The 18,338-nt window shown below is 56.7% G+C and carries 17 protein-coding genes; 9 read left to right on the forward strand and 8 right to left on the reverse strand.

Annotated features, from left to right (window positions below):
• Positions 1 to 4: 4 nt before the first annotated feature.
• From tsaE to trxA, 6 genes are read left to right on the forward strand one after another with little or no spacing between them, the layout of a single operon-like run.
• Positions 5 to 502 carry a tRNA (adenosine(37)-N6)-threonylcarbamoyltransferase complex ATPase subunit type 1 TsaE gene (gene tsaE / locus K3556_RS00140; protein WP_260517717.1) on the forward strand — a complete coding sequence of 166 codons (498 nt, stop codon included), beginning with the start codon at positions 5 to 7 and terminating at the stop codon, positions 500 to 502.
• Complete coding sequence (locus K3556_RS00145) at positions 499 to 1,512, forward strand: aminoglycoside phosphotransferase family protein (protein WP_260517718.1); 1,014 nt, start codon at positions 499 to 501, stop codon at positions 1,510 to 1,512. Before tsaE ends, K3556_RS00145 begins: the two co-directional genes overlap by 4 nt.
• Positions 1,509 to 2,177 (forward strand): nucleotidyltransferase family protein, encoded by a 669-nt coding sequence (locus tag K3556_RS00150; protein ID WP_260517719.1) that lies wholly within the window; start codon positions 1,509 to 1,511, stop codon positions 2,175 to 2,177. Before K3556_RS00145 ends, K3556_RS00150 begins: the two co-directional genes overlap by 4 nt.
• Positions 2,170 to 5,115, forward strand: coding sequence for a double-strand break repair protein AddB (addB, locus tag K3556_RS00155; protein ID WP_260517720.1), 2,946 nt, complete (start codon positions 2,170 to 2,172; stop codon positions 5,113 to 5,115). The genes K3556_RS00150 and addB overlap by 8 nt, the downstream gene beginning before the upstream one ends.
• Positions 5,112 to 8,483, forward strand: a complete 3,372-nt coding sequence (addA, locus tag K3556_RS00160) for a double-strand break repair helicase AddA (RefSeq protein ID WP_260517721.1) — start codon at positions 5,112 to 5,114, stop codon at positions 8,481 to 8,483. The genes addB and addA overlap by 4 nt, the downstream gene beginning before the upstream one ends.
• 36 nt (positions 8,484 to 8,519) lie before the next feature.
• Complete coding sequence (trxA, locus tag K3556_RS00165; RefSeq protein ID WP_260517722.1) at positions 8,520 to 8,840, forward strand: thioredoxin; 321 nt, start codon at positions 8,520 to 8,522, stop codon at positions 8,838 to 8,840.
• Positions 8,841 to 8,913: 73 nt separating this feature from the next.
• Here trxA and K3556_RS00170 read toward each other — a convergent pair whose 3' ends face one another.
• A complete protein-coding gene (locus tag K3556_RS00170; RefSeq protein WP_260517723.1) occupies positions 8,914 to 9,516 on the reverse strand; it encodes a L,D-transpeptidase in 603 nt (200 codons plus the stop codon).
• Between the two features lie 166 nt (positions 9,517 to 9,682).
• On the opposite strand from K3556_RS00170, the gene K3556_RS00175 reads away from it, so the two are divergent.
• Positions 9,683 to 10,180 (forward strand): CAP domain-containing protein, encoded by a 498-nt coding sequence (locus tag K3556_RS00175; protein ID WP_260517724.1) that lies wholly within the window; start codon positions 9,683 to 9,685, stop codon positions 10,178 to 10,180.
• 21 nt (positions 10,181 to 10,201) lie between these two features.
• On the opposite strand, the gene K3556_RS00180 is transcribed toward K3556_RS00175, so the two are convergent.
• The 5 genes from K3556_RS00180 to K3556_RS00200 form a co-directional block, all read right to left on the reverse strand.
• The gene (locus K3556_RS00180) at positions 10,202 to 10,696 is read right to left on the reverse strand and encodes a murein L,D-transpeptidase family protein (RefSeq protein WP_260517725.1); all 495 of its coding nucleotides are present in this window, start codon (positions 10,694 to 10,696) and stop codon (positions 10,202 to 10,204) included.
• A gap of 102 nt (positions 10,697 to 10,798) precedes the next feature.
• Positions 10,799 to 12,028, reverse strand: coding sequence for a class I SAM-dependent RNA methyltransferase (locus K3556_RS00185; RefSeq protein ID WP_260517726.1), 1,230 nt, complete (start codon positions 12,026 to 12,028; stop codon positions 10,799 to 10,801).
• Positions 12,025 to 13,173 (reverse strand): CCA tRNA nucleotidyltransferase, encoded by a 1,149-nt coding sequence (locus K3556_RS00190; protein WP_260517727.1) that lies wholly within the window; start codon positions 13,171 to 13,173, stop codon positions 12,025 to 12,027. The genes K3556_RS00185 and K3556_RS00190 overlap by 4 nt, the downstream gene beginning before the upstream one ends.
• On the reverse strand, positions 13,170 to 13,790 hold the full coding sequence (locus K3556_RS00195; RefSeq protein ID WP_409557759.1) for a CoA pyrophosphatase: 621 nt from the start codon (positions 13,788 to 13,790) through the stop codon (positions 13,170 to 13,172). Before K3556_RS00195 ends, K3556_RS00190 begins: the two co-directional genes overlap by 4 nt.
• The gene (locus K3556_RS00200; protein WP_260517729.1) at positions 13,759 to 14,760 is read right to left on the reverse strand and encodes an Hsp33 family molecular chaperone HslO; all 1,002 of its coding nucleotides are present in this window, start codon (positions 14,758 to 14,760) and stop codon (positions 13,759 to 13,761) included. The genes K3556_RS00195 and K3556_RS00200 overlap by 32 nt, the downstream gene beginning before the upstream one ends.
• Before the next feature lie 72 nt (positions 14,761 to 14,832).
• Here K3556_RS00200 and K3556_RS00205 point away from each other — a divergent pair, with 72 nt between their 5' ends.
• Positions 14,833 to 15,276 carry an NUDIX hydrolase gene (locus K3556_RS00205; protein ID WP_260517730.1) on the forward strand — a complete coding sequence of 148 codons (444 nt, stop codon included), beginning with the start codon at positions 14,833 to 14,835 and terminating at the stop codon, positions 15,274 to 15,276.
• On the opposite strand, the gene K3556_RS00210 is transcribed toward K3556_RS00205, so the two are convergent.
• The gene (locus tag K3556_RS00210) at positions 15,255 to 16,505 is read right to left on the reverse strand and encodes a PP2C family protein-serine/threonine phosphatase (RefSeq protein ID WP_260517731.1); all 1,251 of its coding nucleotides are present in this window, start codon (positions 16,503 to 16,505) and stop codon (positions 15,255 to 15,257) included. The genes K3556_RS00205 and K3556_RS00210 overlap by 22 nt on opposite strands.
• 201 nt (positions 16,506 to 16,706) lie before the next feature.
• On the opposite strand from K3556_RS00210, the gene K3556_RS00215 reads away from it, so the two are divergent.
• Complete coding sequence (locus K3556_RS00215; protein ID WP_260517732.1) at positions 16,707 to 17,021, forward strand: Hpt domain-containing protein; 315 nt, start codon at positions 16,707 to 16,709, stop codon at positions 17,019 to 17,021.
• On the opposite strand, the gene ilvA is transcribed toward K3556_RS00215, so the two are convergent.
• Positions 17,018 to 18,265, reverse strand: coding sequence for a threonine ammonia-lyase IlvA (gene ilvA / locus K3556_RS00220; RefSeq protein WP_260517733.1), 1,248 nt, complete (start codon positions 18,263 to 18,265; stop codon positions 17,018 to 17,020). The two genes, K3556_RS00215 and ilvA, sit on opposite strands and share 4 nt — an antisense overlap.
• Positions 18,266 to 18,338: the final 73 nt, after the last annotated feature.

Consider the following 18,338-nt stretch of genomic DNA (forward strand, 5'->3'; position numbering starts at 1 on the left):
TGCCATGTCGCAGGCGTTTTCTCATCAAGTCCATTTTTCCACTGCCGACCAAACCCGCCAGTTTGCCGTTACCCTGTCAGATCACCTGAAACCGGGCGACGTCGTTCTGTTGCAAGGTGAGATTGGCGCGGGGAAGACGCATCTTGCGCGCTCCCTCATTCAAGCCCGGCTGGCAAAAGTTGGGATCGAAGAAGATGTCCCATCGCCAACGTTCACGCTCGTTCAGACCTATAACGTTGGCACTGCCGAGATCTGGCACGCCGACCTGTATCGTCTGACCCATCCGGACGAAATCGAGGAGCTTGGACTGACGCAAGCCTTTGACGACGCGATTTGCCTGATCGAATGGCCCGACCGTCTGGGGGAACTACAACCTGATAACGCTCTGCTGATATCAATTGAATCAACCCCCGATTCCGACCAAGAAGACCATCGTGTGATCACATTTTCCGGAGACGCGGATATCTGGCGAGATCGTGTTCTCGACGCGTTGCCAGCATGAGCGCCCGGACCGAACTCAAGTCGGATTTCCTGACCGCCGCTGGCTGGCCAAATGCCGCTACCTCGCCAATCACCGGCGATGCGTCGTCACGCTCATATCAGAGACTAATGAACCCGGAAACGCAAGAAACTGCCGTTTTAATGGACGCTCCACCCGATCATGCCGGGTCGAGCGCACCCTTTGTCGCGGTTGCGTCCTACTTAGCCGGCACCGGCTTGTCCGCTCCGACCATTTTTGCGCATGATCTAGATCACGGGTTTTTGCTGTTGGAAGATTTTGGAGATAATCTTTTTTCAGATGTGATCACAAAATCCCCAATGTCAGAGCGGCCGCTGTACGAAGCCGCGATTCACGTCATTTGCCACCTGCAAGACCACCCCAATCCTGACCTGCCCCGCTTTGATGCCGTCCGCATGGCGCAAGCATGTGATCTGGCCTTTCTGCATTATCGGCCAATTCCGGCAACGCATCTGGATGACGATGCCCAACGCGCAATCGAGCAACTGTCCGATCAGTTGTCGCAGCTTGACGACTTCAGCAGGGTTTCATTGCGCGATTTCCATGCGCAGAATCTGATGTGGTTGTCAGAGAGAGCAGGCCTTGCCCGTGTTGGGTTGCTGGACTTTCAAGACGCCGTGCAAACCCATCCGTCATATGACCTGATGTCGCTGGTCAAGGACGCGCGGCGTGATGTTTCACCTGAACTCGCTGATCACCTCATACAGCTGTTCTGCCAGATCAGAAGTTATGATGAAACGACGTTCCGTGCCGAGGCCGCTTTGATCTCGGCCCAGCGCAATCTGCGCATTCTTGGTATTTTTGCCCGCCTGTCGCGCAACATGAGCAAGCCGCATTATATCGACATGGTTCCGCGCGTCTGGACCCACCTTCAGACCGATCTCGCGCATCCTGCCCTTGCCAAATTACGCCGTACATTGAACGGTATTTTACCGGAACCAACCCCGGACTTACTGAACAGACTAAGGACGCCATGCCAAACTCAGTCATGATATTTGCGGCAGGCCGCGGCACGCGAATGGGTGCCTTGACCCAGACAATGCCAAAGCCGTTGATCCCGGTGGCCGGCAAGCCTTTAATTGACTATGCGCTAGCGCTCGTTGACGACAGCCCGATTGAACGGACCATCGTCAATTTGCACCACCTAGGGGATCAGTTGATTGATCACTTAGCCGATCGTGACGTTGTCTTTTCCCATGAGGCCGCTCAGCTTCTTGAGACCGGCGGGGGCTTAAAAAAGGCTCTAACGCTGCTTAACCAAGACGATGTTGTGACGTTGAACTCCGACGCCGTTTGGGCCGGTCCGAACCCCATACAGGCGGTTCTGGACGCGTGGGATCCCGACCGGATGGATGCGCTACTGATGCTTGTCGCGCCGCAAAACACCGTTGGTCACAAGGGCAAGGGTGATTTCCTGATGGCTCCCGACGGGCTGCTGCGCCGGGGTGCAGGACTGACATATACCGGATGCCAGATCATCAAAACCGACCCCGTCGCGAGTGTGACCGAGGATGTTTTCTCGCTCAACCTCGTGTGGGATCGGTTGTTGGCTAGTAATCGCGTTTACGGCATCGAATATGCAGGTCAATGGTGCGATGTTGGACATCCCGAAGGGATCACCCTTGCTGAAACAATGCTGAGGGATAATCGTGTTTGAACCCACTGACAAAGCGCGCTTCTTTGGGACGCCGCTGGGCGTTGATTTCCCGCTGGCTTTGGTCGACGGCGTACTAAATCGCACGACACCTGCCGCGCCCGATGCGCTGGCTCGGGTCGAGATTTTCGTAAACACCAGCCGTATGCAAACCCGGGTGCGCGCCCTTTTCGATGGGCAGACGCGGTTCTTGCCGCGACTCCGGCTGATCACAGACCTTGCCCGTGATCCAACCCTGCACGATGTGCCGCAACCCGTCGCGCCCTTGCGTCGTCGGCTTGAGTTGCGCCAGCTGATCGCCGCCTTGGTTGAGCGTGAGCCCGACCTTGCGCCGAAGGCCGCCGCCTTCGACCTTGCCGACAGCCTTGCGGACCTGATGGACGAGATGCACAGCGAAGGCGTCCACCCGCGGGTTCTGCAAACGCTCGATGTTGGCGAAATGTCCGAGCACTGGGCACGCAGCCTGGCATTTATTTCGCTGGTCGAGAGGTATTTCGAGGATGAGGCCCGAGACACACCCGACGTCGAAACGCGTCAACGCATGGCGATTGAGGCGACAATTGCGAAGTGGCGCGAGGCGCCGCCAGACCACCCCATTCTGATCGCTGGGTCTACAGGATCGCGGGGCGCGACGGCGCTGCTGATGGACGCGGTGGCATCCCTGCCGCAAGGTGCGGTTATTTTGCCCGGGTTAGACACTGATATGCCCGCACATACCTGGGCCGCACTTGACGATGCGTTGACTGCTGAAGACCACCCACAATATCGCTTTGCCAAAATATTCAGCCGCAATAACCTGGACCCGGTCGACATTGGTCTTTGGACCACGGCCATACCGCCTGTCCCCGAGCGCAACCGCCTTGTATCGCTTGCCCTTCGCCCCGCCCCAGTCACAGATCAGTGGCAAGTCGAAGGTAAATCCTTTCTTGGCGTCGATGCCGCAACGGATGACCTTACCCTGATCGAAACACGTACCCCCAGGGAAGAGGCGTTGGCGATCGCTGTGGTGTTGCGCCGATCAATTGAAGATGGGGTGCCTGTCGCGCTGATCACGCCGGACCGGAACCTTACACGACAAGTGTCTGCCGCACTTGATCGGTGGCGGATCGAACCCGACGACAGTGCTGGTCGGCCTCTTGCTTTGTCGGCGCCGGGCCGATTTCTGCGCCAGACGGCACAACTTCTATGCGAGGAAACCAGCACCGAGACTTTGCTGGCCCTTCTGAAACACCCCTTGACGCACAGCACCGTTGGTACGCGAGGTGACCATTTGCGCTGGACCCGCGATCTTGAGTTGCAAGTGTTGCGCGGCAGATACGCCAAGATCAGCGCTGCAGACATAGTGGATTGGGCAGACGAGTTTGCCGAAGAACCCGCGCGTGCCGAATGGGCGCGGTGGGTTGGCGAGGCTTTTCTGAACCAAGCCTTCATTGGCGAACACAGCCTGACCTCTCTGATCAGCGCTCATACTGCTATTTCAGAACATATCGCACGCGGTTGCGCACCAGCAGGAGCAGGTGAGCTGTGGGAGAAATCTGCCGGTCGGGTAGCTTTTGATTTAGTCTCTGACCTTGCTGAAAATGCACAGTATGGCGGCAACCTAACTGCATCCGCCTATCTTGACCTGTTCTTGTCCGTGCTGAACAACGGCGTGGTTCGGGATCCAATTGCGCCCCATCCCGGCGTGATGTTTTGGGGCACCCTTGAGGCTCGCGTCCAGGGTGCAGATCGCGTTATTTTGGCGGGTCTGAACGATGGAACGTGGCCCGAACTGCCCGGCCCTGACCCGTGGTTGAACCGAAAGATGAGACTGGACGCGGGTCTTCTTCTGCCCGAACGACGCATCGGCCTGTCCGCTCATGATTTCCAACAGGCCATCGCCACGAAAGAGGTTTTTCTGACCCGCGCCACGCGCGACGAAGACAGCGAAACCATACCGTCGCGCTGGCTCAACAGGCTTTGCAATCTGATGGGCGGCATGTCGGGCGCCGGGAAGGCCGCACTGGCCGACATGCGCGCGCGCGGTACCACATGGATCGAATTGGCATCTCGGTTGGATGCACCTGCTGAGTTGGTCGCGCCGGAGCCTCGCCCGTCGCCTGCGCCGCCTGTCTCGGCCCGCCCAACGAAATTGTCTGTCACTGGCGTTACGAAGCTGATCCGCGATCCATACGCAGTTTATGCCGATAAGGTTCTTCACCTCAGGCCGCTGGATCCCGTGCGACAAAGTGCCGATGCGCGCATCCGGGGCACCGTCCTGCATGCCGTCTTTGAGCGCTATGTCGATGAGGCCACGCCCTCGTCCGACCTGACGGCGGAAGCTGCGCGCTTGATGACTGTCGCTGAGGACGTGCTACAAAATCACGTGCCGTGGCCGTCGGCGCGCATCCTTTGGCTGGCACGGATTGGCCGAATCGCCGATTGGTTCGTTGCCGAAGAACAGGCCCGTCGCGAGAGCGCAGACAACCTTGCCAATGAGGTTTGGGGCCAAGTGACCTTTGAAGAACTTGGCTTCACCTTGGGGGCTAAAGCAGACCGCATCGACCGCAGGCATGATGGGTCGTTGGAGATTTATGACTATAAGTCCGGCCAGCCCCCAAACGAGAAGATGCAAAAACACTATGACAAGCAGCTTTTGCTGGAGGCTGTAATCGCTAAGCTGGGCGGGTTTAGAGACATACCTGCCCAACCTGTCGCGAGCGTTGCCTATATAGGACTAACGCCGCAGAAGACCTCGCCGATTTCTCTGGCGGCGCAGGATATTGACGTCGTTCAAGCCGAGCTCTTGGACCTGATCCGCGCCTACCATCGCCCGGAACAGGGCTTCACGGCCCGGCGCGCAGTGCACAAACAAAGGTTCGACGGTGACTATGATCATCTGGCCCGATTCGGCGAATGGGACGACAGCGCGCAGCCGGTGACTGTGAAGGTGGGCCAATGAATCGCGATGATGCAACGCTTCGCCAAATTCACGCGGCGGACCCAAGCAACTCGACCTGGCTATCGGCCAATGCCGGGTCGGGCAAAACCCGCGTTTTGACGGATCGGGTGGCGCGATTGTTGCTGGATGGCGTATCGCCACAAAACATTCTGTGCCTGACCTATACCAAAGCCGCTGCCAGCGAGATGCAGAACCGTCTATTCAAGCGTCTTGGCGAATGGGCGATGAAGGATGACGACGATCTTTTGGCCGCACTGGACGAACTGGGTCTGGACGGTACGCGCGACCTGTCGCTGGCGCGTCAACTGTTTGCGCGCGCAATAGAAACACCCGGCGGGCTAAAAATCCAGACCATACACGCCTATGCCGCATCTCTGCTGCGCCGGTTTCCGATGGAAGCCGGTGTATCCCCACAATTCACAGAAATGGATGACCGCGCTGGCAAGGACTTGCGGGCCGAGGTTCTTGATCGGATGAGCGAAGGGCCGCTAGCGCATCATGTAGTTGCCCTGTCCCAACATTTCACTGGCGAGGATATGGATCGGCTGACCGCCGAGATCACCGGCAACCGAACCTTGTTTGTTGAGCAACCATCGGATGCTGAGATCGCACAGTGGTTCGGTGTGTCGCCCAAGGCAGACGAGCAATCGATTTTGGGCGCGCTTTTTCAACCCGGCGACTTGCAGATGCTCGGCACCCTATCCGACCTTCTGAAAACCGGAAGCAGCACGGAGCAAAAGGCCGCTGGGATTCTGGAAGGGGCGGATTTCTCCACCCCATCGCTTGACATACTGGCCCGCTGCACACGCTTTATGATCCTGCAATCATCACCGTTTTCCGCAAAGATAGGGTCTTTTCCAACGAAGGCGATGCGGGAAGGCGCATGTGCTGCACTTATGCCCCAACTTGAAGGCTTCATGCAGCGTGTTGAAGACGCCCGAAAGGCGCAGATCGCGCTTGCCAACGTGAAACGCACCCGCGCGCTACATGGTTTTGGGCACCATTATGTCCAGCTTTTCGAAGATGCCAAACTGGCTCGCGGGTGGCTAGACTTCGATGATCTGATCCTAAAGGCCGCCGCGATCCTAACTGACCCATCCATCGCCTCTTGGGTTCTCTTTCGGTTGGATGGCGGAATAGACCACATTCTGGTCGACGAGGCACAAGACACCAGCCCCGTGCAGTGGCGGATCATCGACAATCTGGCACGTGAGTTTACCAGCGGATCGGGCGCACGCGACGATGTTGAGCGCACGATTTTTGTGGTCGGCGACCCAAAGCAGTCGATCTACTCTTTCCAGGGGGCCGAGCCTGCGGCGTTTGGCAGGATGAAGGCCACGTTTTCTGGCCGCCTGTCGCAAATCGGTCGCAACCTTGTTCAGATGCCGTTGGAACACTCTTTCCGGTCCTCCCAGGCGGTCCTGAACTTTGTCGATTTAGCGCTTCAGAAGCGGGGCGGTTTAGGGGGTGACTTCCTGCACCACGCCTTCTTCGACAAAAAGCCGGGGCGCGTCGATCTGTGGCCCGTGATCGACCCTGTGAAACATGATGAAGACCGCGATTGGCACGATCCGGTCGACCTACCGTCCCCGCAGGACCATCGCGTCCAGCTTGCGGAAAGCATCGCTGGCGACATAGACCGTATGATCAGAACAGAGACTATTTCTGCGGAAAACGGTGATATGCGCCCGGTCCACGCCGGTGACATATTGGTCCTTGTGCGGTCACGTAGTGAGCTTTTTCACGAAGTCATTCGAGCGTGTAAAGCCCGCTCCATTCCGATTGCCGGGGCTGATCAATTGAAGATCGGGGCAGAGCTTGCTGTCAAAGATCTGACTGCCCTTTTGTCCTTTCTTGCGACACCTGAAGACGACCTGTCGTTGGCCGCAGCCCTTCGGTCTCCGTTGTTTGGTTGGAGCGAAGATGACTTGTTCCGATTGGCGCACCCGCGCAGCAAGGGGAAGTTTTTGTGGCGCGCCCTGTCCGACAAGGCCGAGAGCCATCCAAACACAATGCATGTCTTGCAAGAATTGCGCGATTCAGCCGACTTTCTGCGACCTTATGAGTTGCTGGAACGAGCCCTGACCCGGCACGGCGGACGCAAAAAGCTTCTGGCCCGGCTGGGACCCGAGGCTGAAGATGGCATCGACGCCCTGTTGGCGCAAGCGATGGGCTATGAACGTTCCGGCACGCCCAGCCTGACCGGGTTTCTGACCTGGCTTCAGACGGACGAGGTCACAATCAAGCGGCAGATGGACTCGGTTGGGAATCAGGTTCGTGTCATGACCGTTCATGGCTCAAAGGGACTTGAAGCGCCGATCGTCATTTTGCCTGATCTTGCGATGCGCAAGGCGTCTTCAATGCCGTCGGTTGCCAAGTTGCCTGATGGCCAAGCCTTCTTTTCGCCCAACAAGGAAGACCGCACCGACATTATCGACGACGTTGCTCAATCCATCAAAGACGCGGAAACCGAAGAGCGGACCCGACTGCTCTATGTCGCAATGACGCGCGCCGAGCAGTGGCTAATTCTGGCTGCAGCGGGCGACATTGGCAAACCCGGGTCCGATGTCTGGTATCGGATATGCGAGGCTGCGATGGACGAAGCGGCTGGCGTCAATTGCGACTTCCCCACAGGCGCTGGCAAGCGGTTCGAGACGGGCGAATGGCCCGCACCAACCCATAATGCTCCGATACCGGAGCAAGCAGCAGCCGAACCCCTGCCAGCTTGGCTTATCAGCCGTGTAGACGCGCCCGCAACGGCCCTCAAGGCGATATCTCCGTCTGACCTAGGGGGTGCGAAGGCTTTACCCGGAGAGGCCGCATTTGGTGGTATTGACGACGCGTTGAAGCGCGGACGGCAGATCCATCTGCTTTTGGAGCATCTGCCGCTTATCCCGCAGGAGAAATGGCCCGACGCCACGCGGTTCTTGCTTGGTGTGGGCGAAGATCTGGCCACGGACGACGAACAAGAAAGCCTGTTGGCTGAATCCGCCTTAGTTTTGAGAGCGCCCGCCCTCGCGCCGATCTTTGATGATGCAGGTTTGGCCGAATTGCCAATTACCGCAAAGCTCGATCAGTTTCCCGGACGCGTTTTGCATGGCGTCATCGACCGATTGATCGTTACCGAAGAAGACGTGCTTGCTGTGGATTTCAAGACCAACCGCGTCGTGCCCGAAACACCCGCCGACGCACCTGATGGATTGCTGCGTCAACTGGGCGCGTACCGAGCCGTGTTGTGCCAGATCTACCCGCAACGAAACGTCAGCACCGCAATCCTTTGGACACAAAGCTGTGAATTGATGCATTTCGATAATGCTTTGGTGGATGTGGCTTTCAGGGCGCTTGACGCAACCTGCCTGCCTACCTAGGTTCACCACAACATATAGTTTTCAGGAGAACACAACATGGCAACTGTAGCTGTCACCGATGCCACATTCGAACAAGAAGTGCGCCAATCAAACCTTCCCGTAATTGTGGATTTCTGGGCTGAATGGTGCGGTCCCTGCAAACAGATCGGCCCCGCTTTGGAAGAGCTGGCGACCGAGTACGAAGGCAAGGTTAAGATCGTAAAAGTCAATGTGGACGAGAATCCGAACTCGCCCGCACAAATGGGCGTTCGCGGCATTCCGGCACTGTTCATGTTTAAAGACGGTCAGGTTGTGTCCAACAAAGTCGGTGCAGCTCCGAAAGCCGCTCTGCAATCTTGGATCGACGAAAGCGTCTGAGCAATAAACTTTCCAAACAGAAAAAGCCCCGCTGTAATGGCGGGGCTTTTTCTGTTTCTAGATGACGCCGTGCTTAGATCAGCAGCACCTGAGTACCGTTTTTGGCATAGCTGAACAGCTCAGCGATATGACGGTTGTAAAGACCTATACAGCCGTTCGACGACTGACGACCAATCTTGCGCGTGTCATGCGTGCCGTGAATGCGGTAATACTGCCAGCCTAGATAAAGCGCGTGGCTTCCCAACGGGTTGTCCGGGCCTGGGCCAACAAAGGCTGGCCATTCGGGGTTGCGCTTTTGCATCGCAGGCGTCGGCGCCCAAGACGGGCCTTCAACTTTGCGGATGACGCTCGTGCGGCCCCGGCGTGTCAAATCCTCGGTCAGCGGCACAGATGTCGGGAACAGTCGATAGACTGACTGATCCTCGGACCAAAAGTGCAAGCAGCGCGAGCTGATGTCGACAAGAATGGCCCCATTGCGGGTGTTGCTGAAATAGGGCTGCCAGTTCAGCGACCGAAAGCTTGAGATGTTGCGTTTCACAACTTCTGTCAGGTCTCGCTCGCCTTGGGTCGTGTTCGCAAATTGTGCAAGCGCGGGCGTGGCCAGCCCGCTCGCAGCGGCAATCGTACCCCCAAGGAATGCGCGTCTGCCCAGTAGGGCATCAGGTTTTTTCCGCATCACTCATCTCCAAAAGTTCACTTGTTCCGTGGCTGTATATTGCGCCAAGGCACCAGTCGCAAATCAAACGGGTGTTATCGGCCCATTATCGCACAGCTGACATTTGCTACTTGGCAATACTCACTATAGGAAGACACAGATACAACGTTTTTTGGATGAGAGACAGATGATGCGTGTGTTTTTAATGGCGATTGCTGCAACAGTGGCCCTGACCGCCTGCGATGTGGGGACTGGCGGTACTGGCGGTGGCGTAAATATTTACCGAATCTCTTCTGCTAAGACGTCGAAAGTCCAATACCGAATGTTGGACAGCATCAACCAGTTGCGCCAAGCCGCAGGTGCACAACCCGTAAGCCTGAACGCTCAGTTGAACGCCGCAGCACTGACCCATGCGCGTGACATGTCAGTTCAAAACCGCCCCTGGCACTTTGGCTCTGACGGCTCGTCGCCGATCGACCGAGCCCGTCGTGCAGGTTACAGCGGCAATTATCTCGGGGAAAACATCTCTGAGACGTTTGAAACCGAACTTCAGACACTGTCAGCATGGATGAACAAGCCAGATACACGGCGCATTATTCTGGATCCTCGCGCCCGTGAGCTTGGGTTCGCCTGGCTTCAGGAAAAGAACGGCAAGATCTGGTGGGTCATGGAGATGGGTGGATAGTCCACCCATCTGTTCAAACCCTTAGGGGTTGATATCAATTACCGTACCCAATCGGATCATCGTGAAAATCTCGCGCATTTCGTGATCTTTGACCGAGATACAGCCAGCAGTCCAATCCGCCCTTTTGGGGTCCTGCGCACGCCTGTCGCCGTGAATAAAGATTTCACCGCCGGGTTTGCGCCCATCTTGCCGGGCTGTTTCAACGTCTTGGCGGTTTGGATATGACACGCCAATCGACAAATAAAACGCGCTTTTCGGATTGCGCCGATCAATGACATAGCGCCCTTCTGGCGTCTTGCCGTCGCCTTCGTATTTTTTCCGGCCCTCAGGCGCGAAGCCCAGCGCGATGCGATAGGTCTTCAAAATCTCTGTACCATGCATCAGGTACATCTTCCGCGCACCCTTGTTGACGATGATCTGAGTCACTTCTGGCCCGTCGTAACTGTATCTTTTGGGGCCGCATGACGCGACGAAGATCAAAGACAGGACGGCTAGGATCGTTAAAACGGCTCTCATTGGATGTCCCACACTACTCGTTTTTGGACATGGTAGATCAGAACGGCCGCAACACAAACCAAATTGCTGCGCGATCGCCTTTTCGGCGAATCTGTCCACCGGTCAGGATCTGGTGAAGCTTGCAACCTGTTCAATATGGGTCGACCAACGAAACTGATCGACAATCTGAACCCAGTTCAGCGTGTAACCGGCATCGATAAGTGTCTTTGCATCACGCGCAAAGCTGACCGAATTGCACGAAACCATCGCGATTCGCGGAATTGTTGAGGCCGCGAGCTGTTCGATCTGCGCCTCCGCCCCTGCACGTGGCGGGTCGATTACGGCCGCATCATATGAGGTCAAATCGTCGGACATAATTGGATTTCGGAACAGATCACGGACTTCGGTGGTGACATGACGCAAACCCTGGGTCTTGCGCCAGCTGCGCGAAAGCGCATCAGTCATCCCAGCGTGGCCTTCGACCGCGTGAACTTCTGACGTCATCGCCAAGGGCAAAGCGAACGTGCCACATCCAGCAAACAGGTCGACGACAGATTTGGCATCTCCTACGATCTCGCGCACGGCGTCAAGTAAAGCCGCTTCTCCCTCGCGTGTGGCCTGGAGGAACGCCCCTGCTGGCGGAACCACAGCCGCGGTTCCAAACATTTGTGCTGGCGGTGTTTCGGTGGCGATTATCTCGCCATTCCAAGTCAGTCGCGCGAAGCCAAAAGTGTGGAGCGCTTGGGCCAAATCAGTCTCTAACACACGGTCAAGAGGCTTGCCGCCTGAAACTGAGACATCCAATCCGGCAGCGGATTGCACGACGTTTATCGACAATTCACCCTTGCGCGACACGCCAAAATTGGCCAGTTCAGCCAGCGATTTAAGGGCGGAAAGAATTTCCGGATGCAAAAGCAGGCAGCTTTCGATCGTGCTGATCGTGTCGGATTTACGCCCATGAAACCCAATCAGCGGACCCTTCTTGCCGCGCTTGGCCGACAGCACGGCGCGGCGACGTGATCGCGGTGGCGAGGTCCTCATTGGGCGAAGTTCAGGCGTCAGCCCATGCGCTGCCAACGCCGTTCTAACCACGTCAGCCTTCCATAAAGCCACGAAATCGTCCGAGGCATGCAGCAACGCGCACCCTCCGCAAGTATTGTAGTGTGGGCACGGCGCTTTCACCCTGTCAGGCGAAGGCACCACAATGCGGGGGGCGGCAATACGACCGTCCACAACCTCGCCCGAGATTTCTTCACCCGGCAAACATCGCGGAGCAAAGATCGGTCCGGGCGCTATGCCATCGCCCAAATGACCCAGCCGTTCGATGCGGAAAGTTTCGGTGGGTTCGGTCACGTCAACAGATCCTCTCGTTTCAACTCAAATCCTGATGCGATCCAAAGGGTTTCCAACCGACGGAGTTCCGCGCCCAGTGCTGGGCCGGTAAACTTCGACGAAAGGTCAGCGGCTCGCACCGGAAACGTCGCCTTTGCGCCTTTTTCAATCTCAACCCAAGCGCCAGTTTCTGGCGAAACACCCATCTGTGCCGCACGCAGAAGCGCTACGTCTGTCGCCACATCGGCCCCATGCCGATAAGCCAACTCGGCTGCTGGCGTCACCGAAGCCATGCCGCGCCGGATCACGTCAAGCCGCTTCTGATCGCGCTTTGACAAACGAAGGCGTTCGGCGACATCCACACCGCCCAGCGCGGCAAGCCGTCGTATTGGATCAGGGGTGCGGTCTTCCTCAAGGTGAATCAGAATGGGAAGGTTTGTTGCGTCGGAAGCAGGCAATACCAGGCCAAGAACACCGGTATGCACCATCGCCGCTATCGACGCGGCTGGGTTCGGCGCGGCCAGCAACTTTACCATTTCAGTACCAACACGTTCGTGGGAAAGAGACTCTAATCCCGCTAAATTTGCGGCTACGCCAGCCAAACCATCTTCATCAATTCCCTTTTCGGGGTCGCCATACCATGCGTGAAACCGAAATAACCGGAGGGTCCGCAGATAGTCTTCGCGTATGCGGTCGCCAGCATCATCGATGAACCGCACGCGACGCGCGTTAAGGTCATCCAGCCCACCTCCCAAGGGATCAACGATGTGCCCATCAGGTGCCGCATAAAGCGCGTTCATAGTGAAATCGCGGCGATGCGCGTCATCCTCCAGATTGTCCGAGAAGGCGACCACGGCGCGCCGACCGTCAGTTTCAACATCTTTGCGATAGGTCGTAACCTCAAGCCCTTCGCCATCCGCAACCACGGTGACTGTGCCGTGTTCGATGCCCGTTGGAACCGCGCGAAGGCCTGCACCCTCGGCGATTTGCATCACTTGGTCAGGCCTTGCATCCGTTGACAGATCAAGGTCCGAAATTGGCGCGCCCAGCAAATCGTTCCGCACACAACCGCCAACAAAAAAGACTTGGTGGCCCGCTTGCGCTATTGCCCTGCACACAGCCTGCGCGGCTGGTGAGTTTATCCAATCCCCGGTTACACGGGTCATTGGAGCAACCGTTCGGCAAGTGCACGCAACATCCGCGCGGTGGCTCCCCAGATATAATATGGCCCGAATGGCACCGTCTCATACATTCGCATCCGCCCCTGCCAGATCCGCCCTTGTTGGCTATATTTAGCAAGGTTAGAGACATGATGAAACGGCACGGAAAAGATTTCCTCGACCTCGCCGACCTCAGCGATGGCGTCGAATGGCTGAGAAATAAACCCAACGACGGGCGTGACAGAAAAGCCGGTTACCGTCTCGTGTTGGGGAAGTTGGCCGATGATTTCGACAAGGCCCGGCGGCAGACCTACTTCTTCCTGCGCCTCACGTAGTGCAGTGGCGACAACGTCTGTGTCAACAGAATCCACCTTGCCACCAGGAAACGCAATTTGTCCGGGGTGATGTTTCAAGGCTGAGGACCGTTTGGTCAAAATCAGCTGCAGAATGCCCTGGTCCCACATCAATGGCACCAGAACACCGGCGGGACGCAGTTTGCGCCCTTCTGGCAGCGTGATGTCGGGGTGCAAGTCAAAGTCCGAGCTGCCGCGCCCCGGCTGGGCAAGGGCTTGTCGGATATCGTCGATCGGGTCAGTCACCTGCGCTGTCCTGGTCAACGGCATCCTTGCCCAACGTCGCTGGATCAAGGTCGTAATGGGCGCCGCAAAACTGGCAATCGGCCGTCACGCGCCCCTCATCTGTTGTCATGTGACCAAGATCGCGCTTCGAATAGATCGATAAGCTTTCGCGCACACGCGCCTCGGAACATGGGCAGCCAAAACTAACCGCTTGCGGGTCAAACACGCGTGGGGTTTCTTCGTGGAACAGTCGCACCAAAAGGTCAGTGGGTTGGACCGAAGGGCCGACCAGTTCAAGTTCTTCAACAGTGTTCAGCAGGATGTTGGCCCGATTCCAGTTTTCAGCATCATCATCCGAAACCAGATCCTGTGCAGACAACAAGCCACCTTCGCCGGACCCTCCCTCGCCCGTAACATGAGGCGAGGCTTTGGGCATATGTTGCAACATGATGCCACCAGCCCGCCAGTTTTCTTCGCCGCCAGCCCATGTCGACTTCCCAAAGGTGAGATGGAACCGGGTTGGCAATTGTTCGGACTGCGCGAAATAGGCTTGCGCGCAATCAGACAGGGACTGGCCAGAGATAGGCGTCATACCGGTATAGGGCTTTTGAGCGCTGCCTTGATGGATCAGAACAGCAAAATATCCTTTGCCAATCTGGGGGAATCCAGGTGCATTAGGCTCTAATCTGTCGGCATCGTAACTGGCATAAGCACGCACCGTCGCCGGGTCGCCTTCCTTCTCGGGGGCATAGTAATCCGTTGCAATCAATCGCGCTGGCCCGTCGCCACGCACTTGCAAGGACAGCTTCCACTCCATCTTGATGGTCTGACCGATCAGCGCCGTCAGCATGGCCGCTTCAGCCACCAGCGCCTCGATCGCTGGCGGGTAATCGTGCTGCGACAGGATCGTGTCCAACGTGCCGTCCAGCCGCAAAACCCGTCCGCGAATGTCGCTGCGGTCCAGTTGAAATGGTAGGATGGTGTCATCCCAGGCGATTTTAGTTCCAAGGGTCATGGGGTTTCCTATCGGCGTTCAGCTTGGCATACCGCGTCTATATGGTGTCGGCAACCGAAGGGAAAAGGGCAGATGCGCAGATTTGGCAAGCCACGCGAGTATGGTCGAAAATACGTCCTGCGTCCGGGCGCCTATGCAATTCTTCTCCGGGGTCGCGATATGCTGATCACTCATCAATCAGAGCCATTCAACGAATTTCAACTGCCGGGCGGAGGGATTGATCCGGGCGAAAGTGCCATCGTTGCCTTGCACCGCGAGGTTCTGGAAGAGACGGGTTGGAAGATTGCTGCTCCAACGCGGTTGGGTGCCTATCGTCGGTTTGGCTATATGCCAGAATACGACATGTGGGCCGAAAAGATCTGCCATATCTTTGTGGCCAGACCATTACGCCAAGTCAGTGCGCCGCTTGAATTGGACCACCAAGCGATCTGGACCGACGCCAAAAGCGCCGCACGCATTCTATGCAACAAAGGCGATCGGCATTTTGTCAGGCATCACCTGTTGTCCGGCTTATAGGTCACCATCACACAAGACAGGTCATCCCCAAGATCCTGCCCGCCAGAATACGCATCAAGATCCCATACCAATGAATCAAACAACGGCTCGTTCGTCAGCGCGTTGTTTTTCTGCAGTATTTCCGCAAAACCGTCTTCGTCTAGCATTGCACCCGTGGCGTTGGCGCATTCTGTGAAACCATCCGAATAGAAAATCAGCCGCTCGCCAGGCGCAAGGGTCAGGTGTTGTCGTGAAAACTCTGCGCCCGCGATCAGGCCGATCGGCAGTCCGCCTTCGCCGAAAAACTGGGCATCGCCATTGATTGGCAGCCGGACAGCATTTGGATGCCCGCATTGAGCCATCTCAACCTCTCCGGTGCGCAGGTTCAAATAGCCAAACAACATGGTGAAGTAATGTTCGGACCGCAGATCATTTAACAAAAGCTGGTTTAACTCTGTTGCAACGGTTTCAGGCGCGCGGCTGCGATAGCGACCGTTCTGACCCATATCAAGCGCGATGTTGTGTGTTGGCGATCCGTCCGAAAAATAGGACGCCAAGCGCGCTGTTAAAAGCGCAGACGCAATACCGTGCCCTGAGACGTCAATGGAATAGAAGGCCAGTGTGTCAGGCCCTGCTTCGAAAAACCCGACAAGATCACCGCCGACATGACCACAGGGCTTGAGCATCAGCGAAACCTCGGCCTCCCCAAAGTCACGATACTTTTCGCGAACCAGTGACTGTTGCATCTTGCGCGCCTCTACTAGGTCACGGTCAAGCGAATCATAAAGCGTCTGGATTTCAGCCAGTGTCGACGAAACGAGACGGTTTTTGTCCTGCAACTCCCGCTCCATCGATAGGATGCGGCCCCCTGCATTGATGCGCGCACGCAATTCATCCGGGTTCACCGGTTTGGCCAGAAAGTCGTCAGCACCGACATCCAACCCCTGCGCGACAGCCCCCTTGTCAGTCTTTGACGTCAACAAAATGAAATAGACATACCCCGCAAGCGGCAGTTTTCGAAAGGCCGCGCACAGTTCAAGCCCGTCCATGCCGGGCATCATCCAATCGCTGAGAATAAGGTCGAAATGTTCTTGCTTACAGATATCCAACGCCTCAACGCCGGTGCCCGCCTCGGTCACTTCATAGCCTTGGCGTGACAAGGATGACGTCAGAATGCGCCGCTGCGCCCTGCTGTCATCGACAACCAAGATCCGGCGCACCGGGTTATCGGCCACCGGTTGCGACGGCACCTGTTGGATCGGCCCATCACATCTTACATATGCATTTACGGCACTCAAACCATTCCCTCGACCTAGGATTCGCGTCGTCCGGTGATGGTTAGCGTCGGGCCTTTAACAGCCATTTAATGTGAAAGTTTTATCAAAACTCCGATGCTTACGGGTTCTTAACCGCTGCGGCCTAATCTGTAAGCGCTGACTCAGGAGGCCTTGATGATTAATTGGAATCGCGTGAACGAGTTGAAAGCTGAAATCGGCGAAGATGATTTCGCAGAAGTGGCCGAGCTGTTTCTGGAAGAGGTCGAGGAGGTTATCTGCCGTTTGAAGTCCGCACCAAAGCCTGCCTTGTTTGAGCAGGACATGCACTTTCTGAAAAGCTCGTCACTGAACCTAGGCTTTGACCAACTTTCAAAGCTGTGCGGTGAGGGTGAGCGGGAAGCCGCGGCCGGCAACTATGACGCCGTGCCCCTTATGCCGGTCTTTCAAGCCTATGACGCCTCGAAGCAAGCGTTTCTAAGCGGTGGTTAGACCACAAACTCGGCGATGGTTTCGTCACCCGTGATGTCTGAATAGACAAAGCCACCCTCATCCAACCGCGCGTAAAGGGTTTCGAAATTCTCTGGGTCGCTGGTTTCGATACCAATAAGAACCGACCCGAAGTTGCGCGCGCTTTTCTTCATGTATTCAAACCGCGCAATGTTGTCGTCAGGACCGAGCACCTGCAGGAAGTCTTTCAAGGCACCGGGCCGTTGGGGTAGCCGCAACAGGAAATATTTTTTCACGCCCGTATACCGCTGACTGCGTTCTTTCACTTCCGGAAGCCGTTCGAAATCGAAATTGCCGCCGGATGTAACACAAACCACGGTCTTGCCTTTGATTTCGGTGCGAAGGTCTTTTAGTGCATCGATGGACAACGCGCCCGCTGGTTCCAAAACAACCCCTTCGACGTTCAACATCTCGAGGATAGTCGAGCAAATGCGATCCTCGGGCACCGCAAGAACCTTTTCGGCAGACACCGTTTTCAGAACATCGAACGTTACCCGCCCGATCTGAGCCACAGCCGCGCCATCCACAAAGTTGTTGACGCGGGCAAGTTTGACGGGCTTGCCCGCGTCCAGGGCTGCTGCCAGGCTTGCCGCTCCAGCTGGTTCAACAAATTTGATGTCTGTGTGGGGGGCGACATCACGCAGATACTTGGTCATTCCAGCGGACAGGCCACCACCCCCGACCGGCAACACAATCATGTCCGGCAGACTTTTTAGCTGCTCGACGATCTCTGCTGCGACGCTTGCCTGCCCTTCGATCACATCAGGATCGTCAAAGGGTGACAGGAAATGCCCCCCAACTTCCGCACAGAACCGCTTCGCTTCGGCCAGCGTGTCATCAAAATAGTCACCAACAAGGCGAATTTCGACGTTGTCGCCGCCAAACATGCGCGTCTTATCGATCTTCTGAAGCGGTGTCGTCACCGGCATGAAGATCACGCCCTTCACATCAAAATGGCGACAGACATACGCCACGCCCTGCGCGTGATTACCAGCCGAGGCGCAGACGAACACACTGGTTTCGGGGCTGTGCGACAACACCTTGGCCATGGCGTTCAGCGCGCCCCTGATCTTGTAGCTGCGGACGGGGCTCAGGTCTTCGCGCTTCAGCCAGATGTCGGCTTCATACACCTCTGACAGGTGATCGTTGCGCTGCAGCGGTGTCGCTGGGAACAGCGTACGCATCAGATGTTCGGCGCTGTGCGCTTTGTCGGTGAAGCTGGTCATAGTATATGCATTGCCTGAATGTCGGTCGGGTGCAATCCCTTGCCGAGATTCAAACCTATAGTTGACGAATAAG

Origin of the sequence: Aliiroseovarius sp. M344, from assembly GCF_025140835.1 — a bacterium.
Lineage (GTDB): Bacteria > Pseudomonadota > Alphaproteobacteria > Rhodobacterales > Rhodobacteraceae > Aliiroseovarius.

Bases quoted from the DNA above. Each gene is read 5' to 3' on its own strand.
- K3556_RS00190 (WP_260517727.1), bottom strand. From the start codon at position 13,173: ATGACCCGTGTAACCGGGGATTGGATAAACTCACCAGCCGCGCAGGCT.
- K3556_RS00215 (WP_260517732.1), top strand. From the start codon at position 16,707: ATGATTAATTGGAATCGCGTGAACGAGTTGAAAGCTGAAATCGGCGAA.
- tsaE (WP_260517717.1), top strand. From the start codon at position 5: ATGTCGCAGGCGTTTTCTCATCAAGTCCATTTTTCCACTGCCGACCAA.
- K3556_RS00170 (WP_260517723.1), bottom strand. From the start codon at position 9,516: ATGCGGAAAAAACCTGATGCCCTACTGGGCAGACGCGCATTCCTTGGG.
- trxA (WP_260517722.1), top strand. From the start codon at position 8,520: ATGGCAACTGTAGCTGTCACCGATGCCACATTCGAACAAGAAGTGCGC.
- K3556_RS00200 (WP_260517729.1), bottom strand. From the start codon at position 14,760: ATGACCCTTGGAACTAAAATCGCCTGGGATGACACCATCCTACCATTT.
- K3556_RS00205 (WP_260517730.1), top strand. From the start codon at position 14,833: ATGCGCAGATTTGGCAAGCCACGCGAGTATGGTCGAAAATACGTCCTG.
- K3556_RS00175 (WP_260517724.1), top strand. From the start codon at position 9,683: ATGATGCGTGTGTTTTTAATGGCGATTGCTGCAACAGTGGCCCTGACC.
- K3556_RS00145 (WP_260517718.1), top strand. From the start codon at position 499: ATGAGCGCCCGGACCGAACTCAAGTCGGATTTCCTGACCGCCGCTGGC.
- addA (WP_260517721.1), top strand. From the start codon at position 5,112: ATGAATCGCGATGATGCAACGCTTCGCCAAATTCACGCGGCGGACCCA.
- K3556_RS00150 (WP_260517719.1), top strand. From the start codon at position 1,509: ATGATATTTGCGGCAGGCCGCGGCACGCGAATGGGTGCCTTGACCCAG.
- K3556_RS00195 (WP_409557759.1), bottom strand. From the start codon at position 13,790: ATGCCGTTGACCAGGACAGCGCAGGTGACTGACCCGATCGACGATATC.
- K3556_RS00180 (WP_260517725.1), bottom strand. From the start codon at position 10,696: ATGAGAGCCGTTTTAACGATCCTAGCCGTCCTGTCTTTGATCTTCGTC.
- ilvA (WP_260517733.1), bottom strand. From the start codon at position 18,265: ATGACCAGCTTCACCGACAAAGCGCACAGCGCCGAACATCTGATGCGT.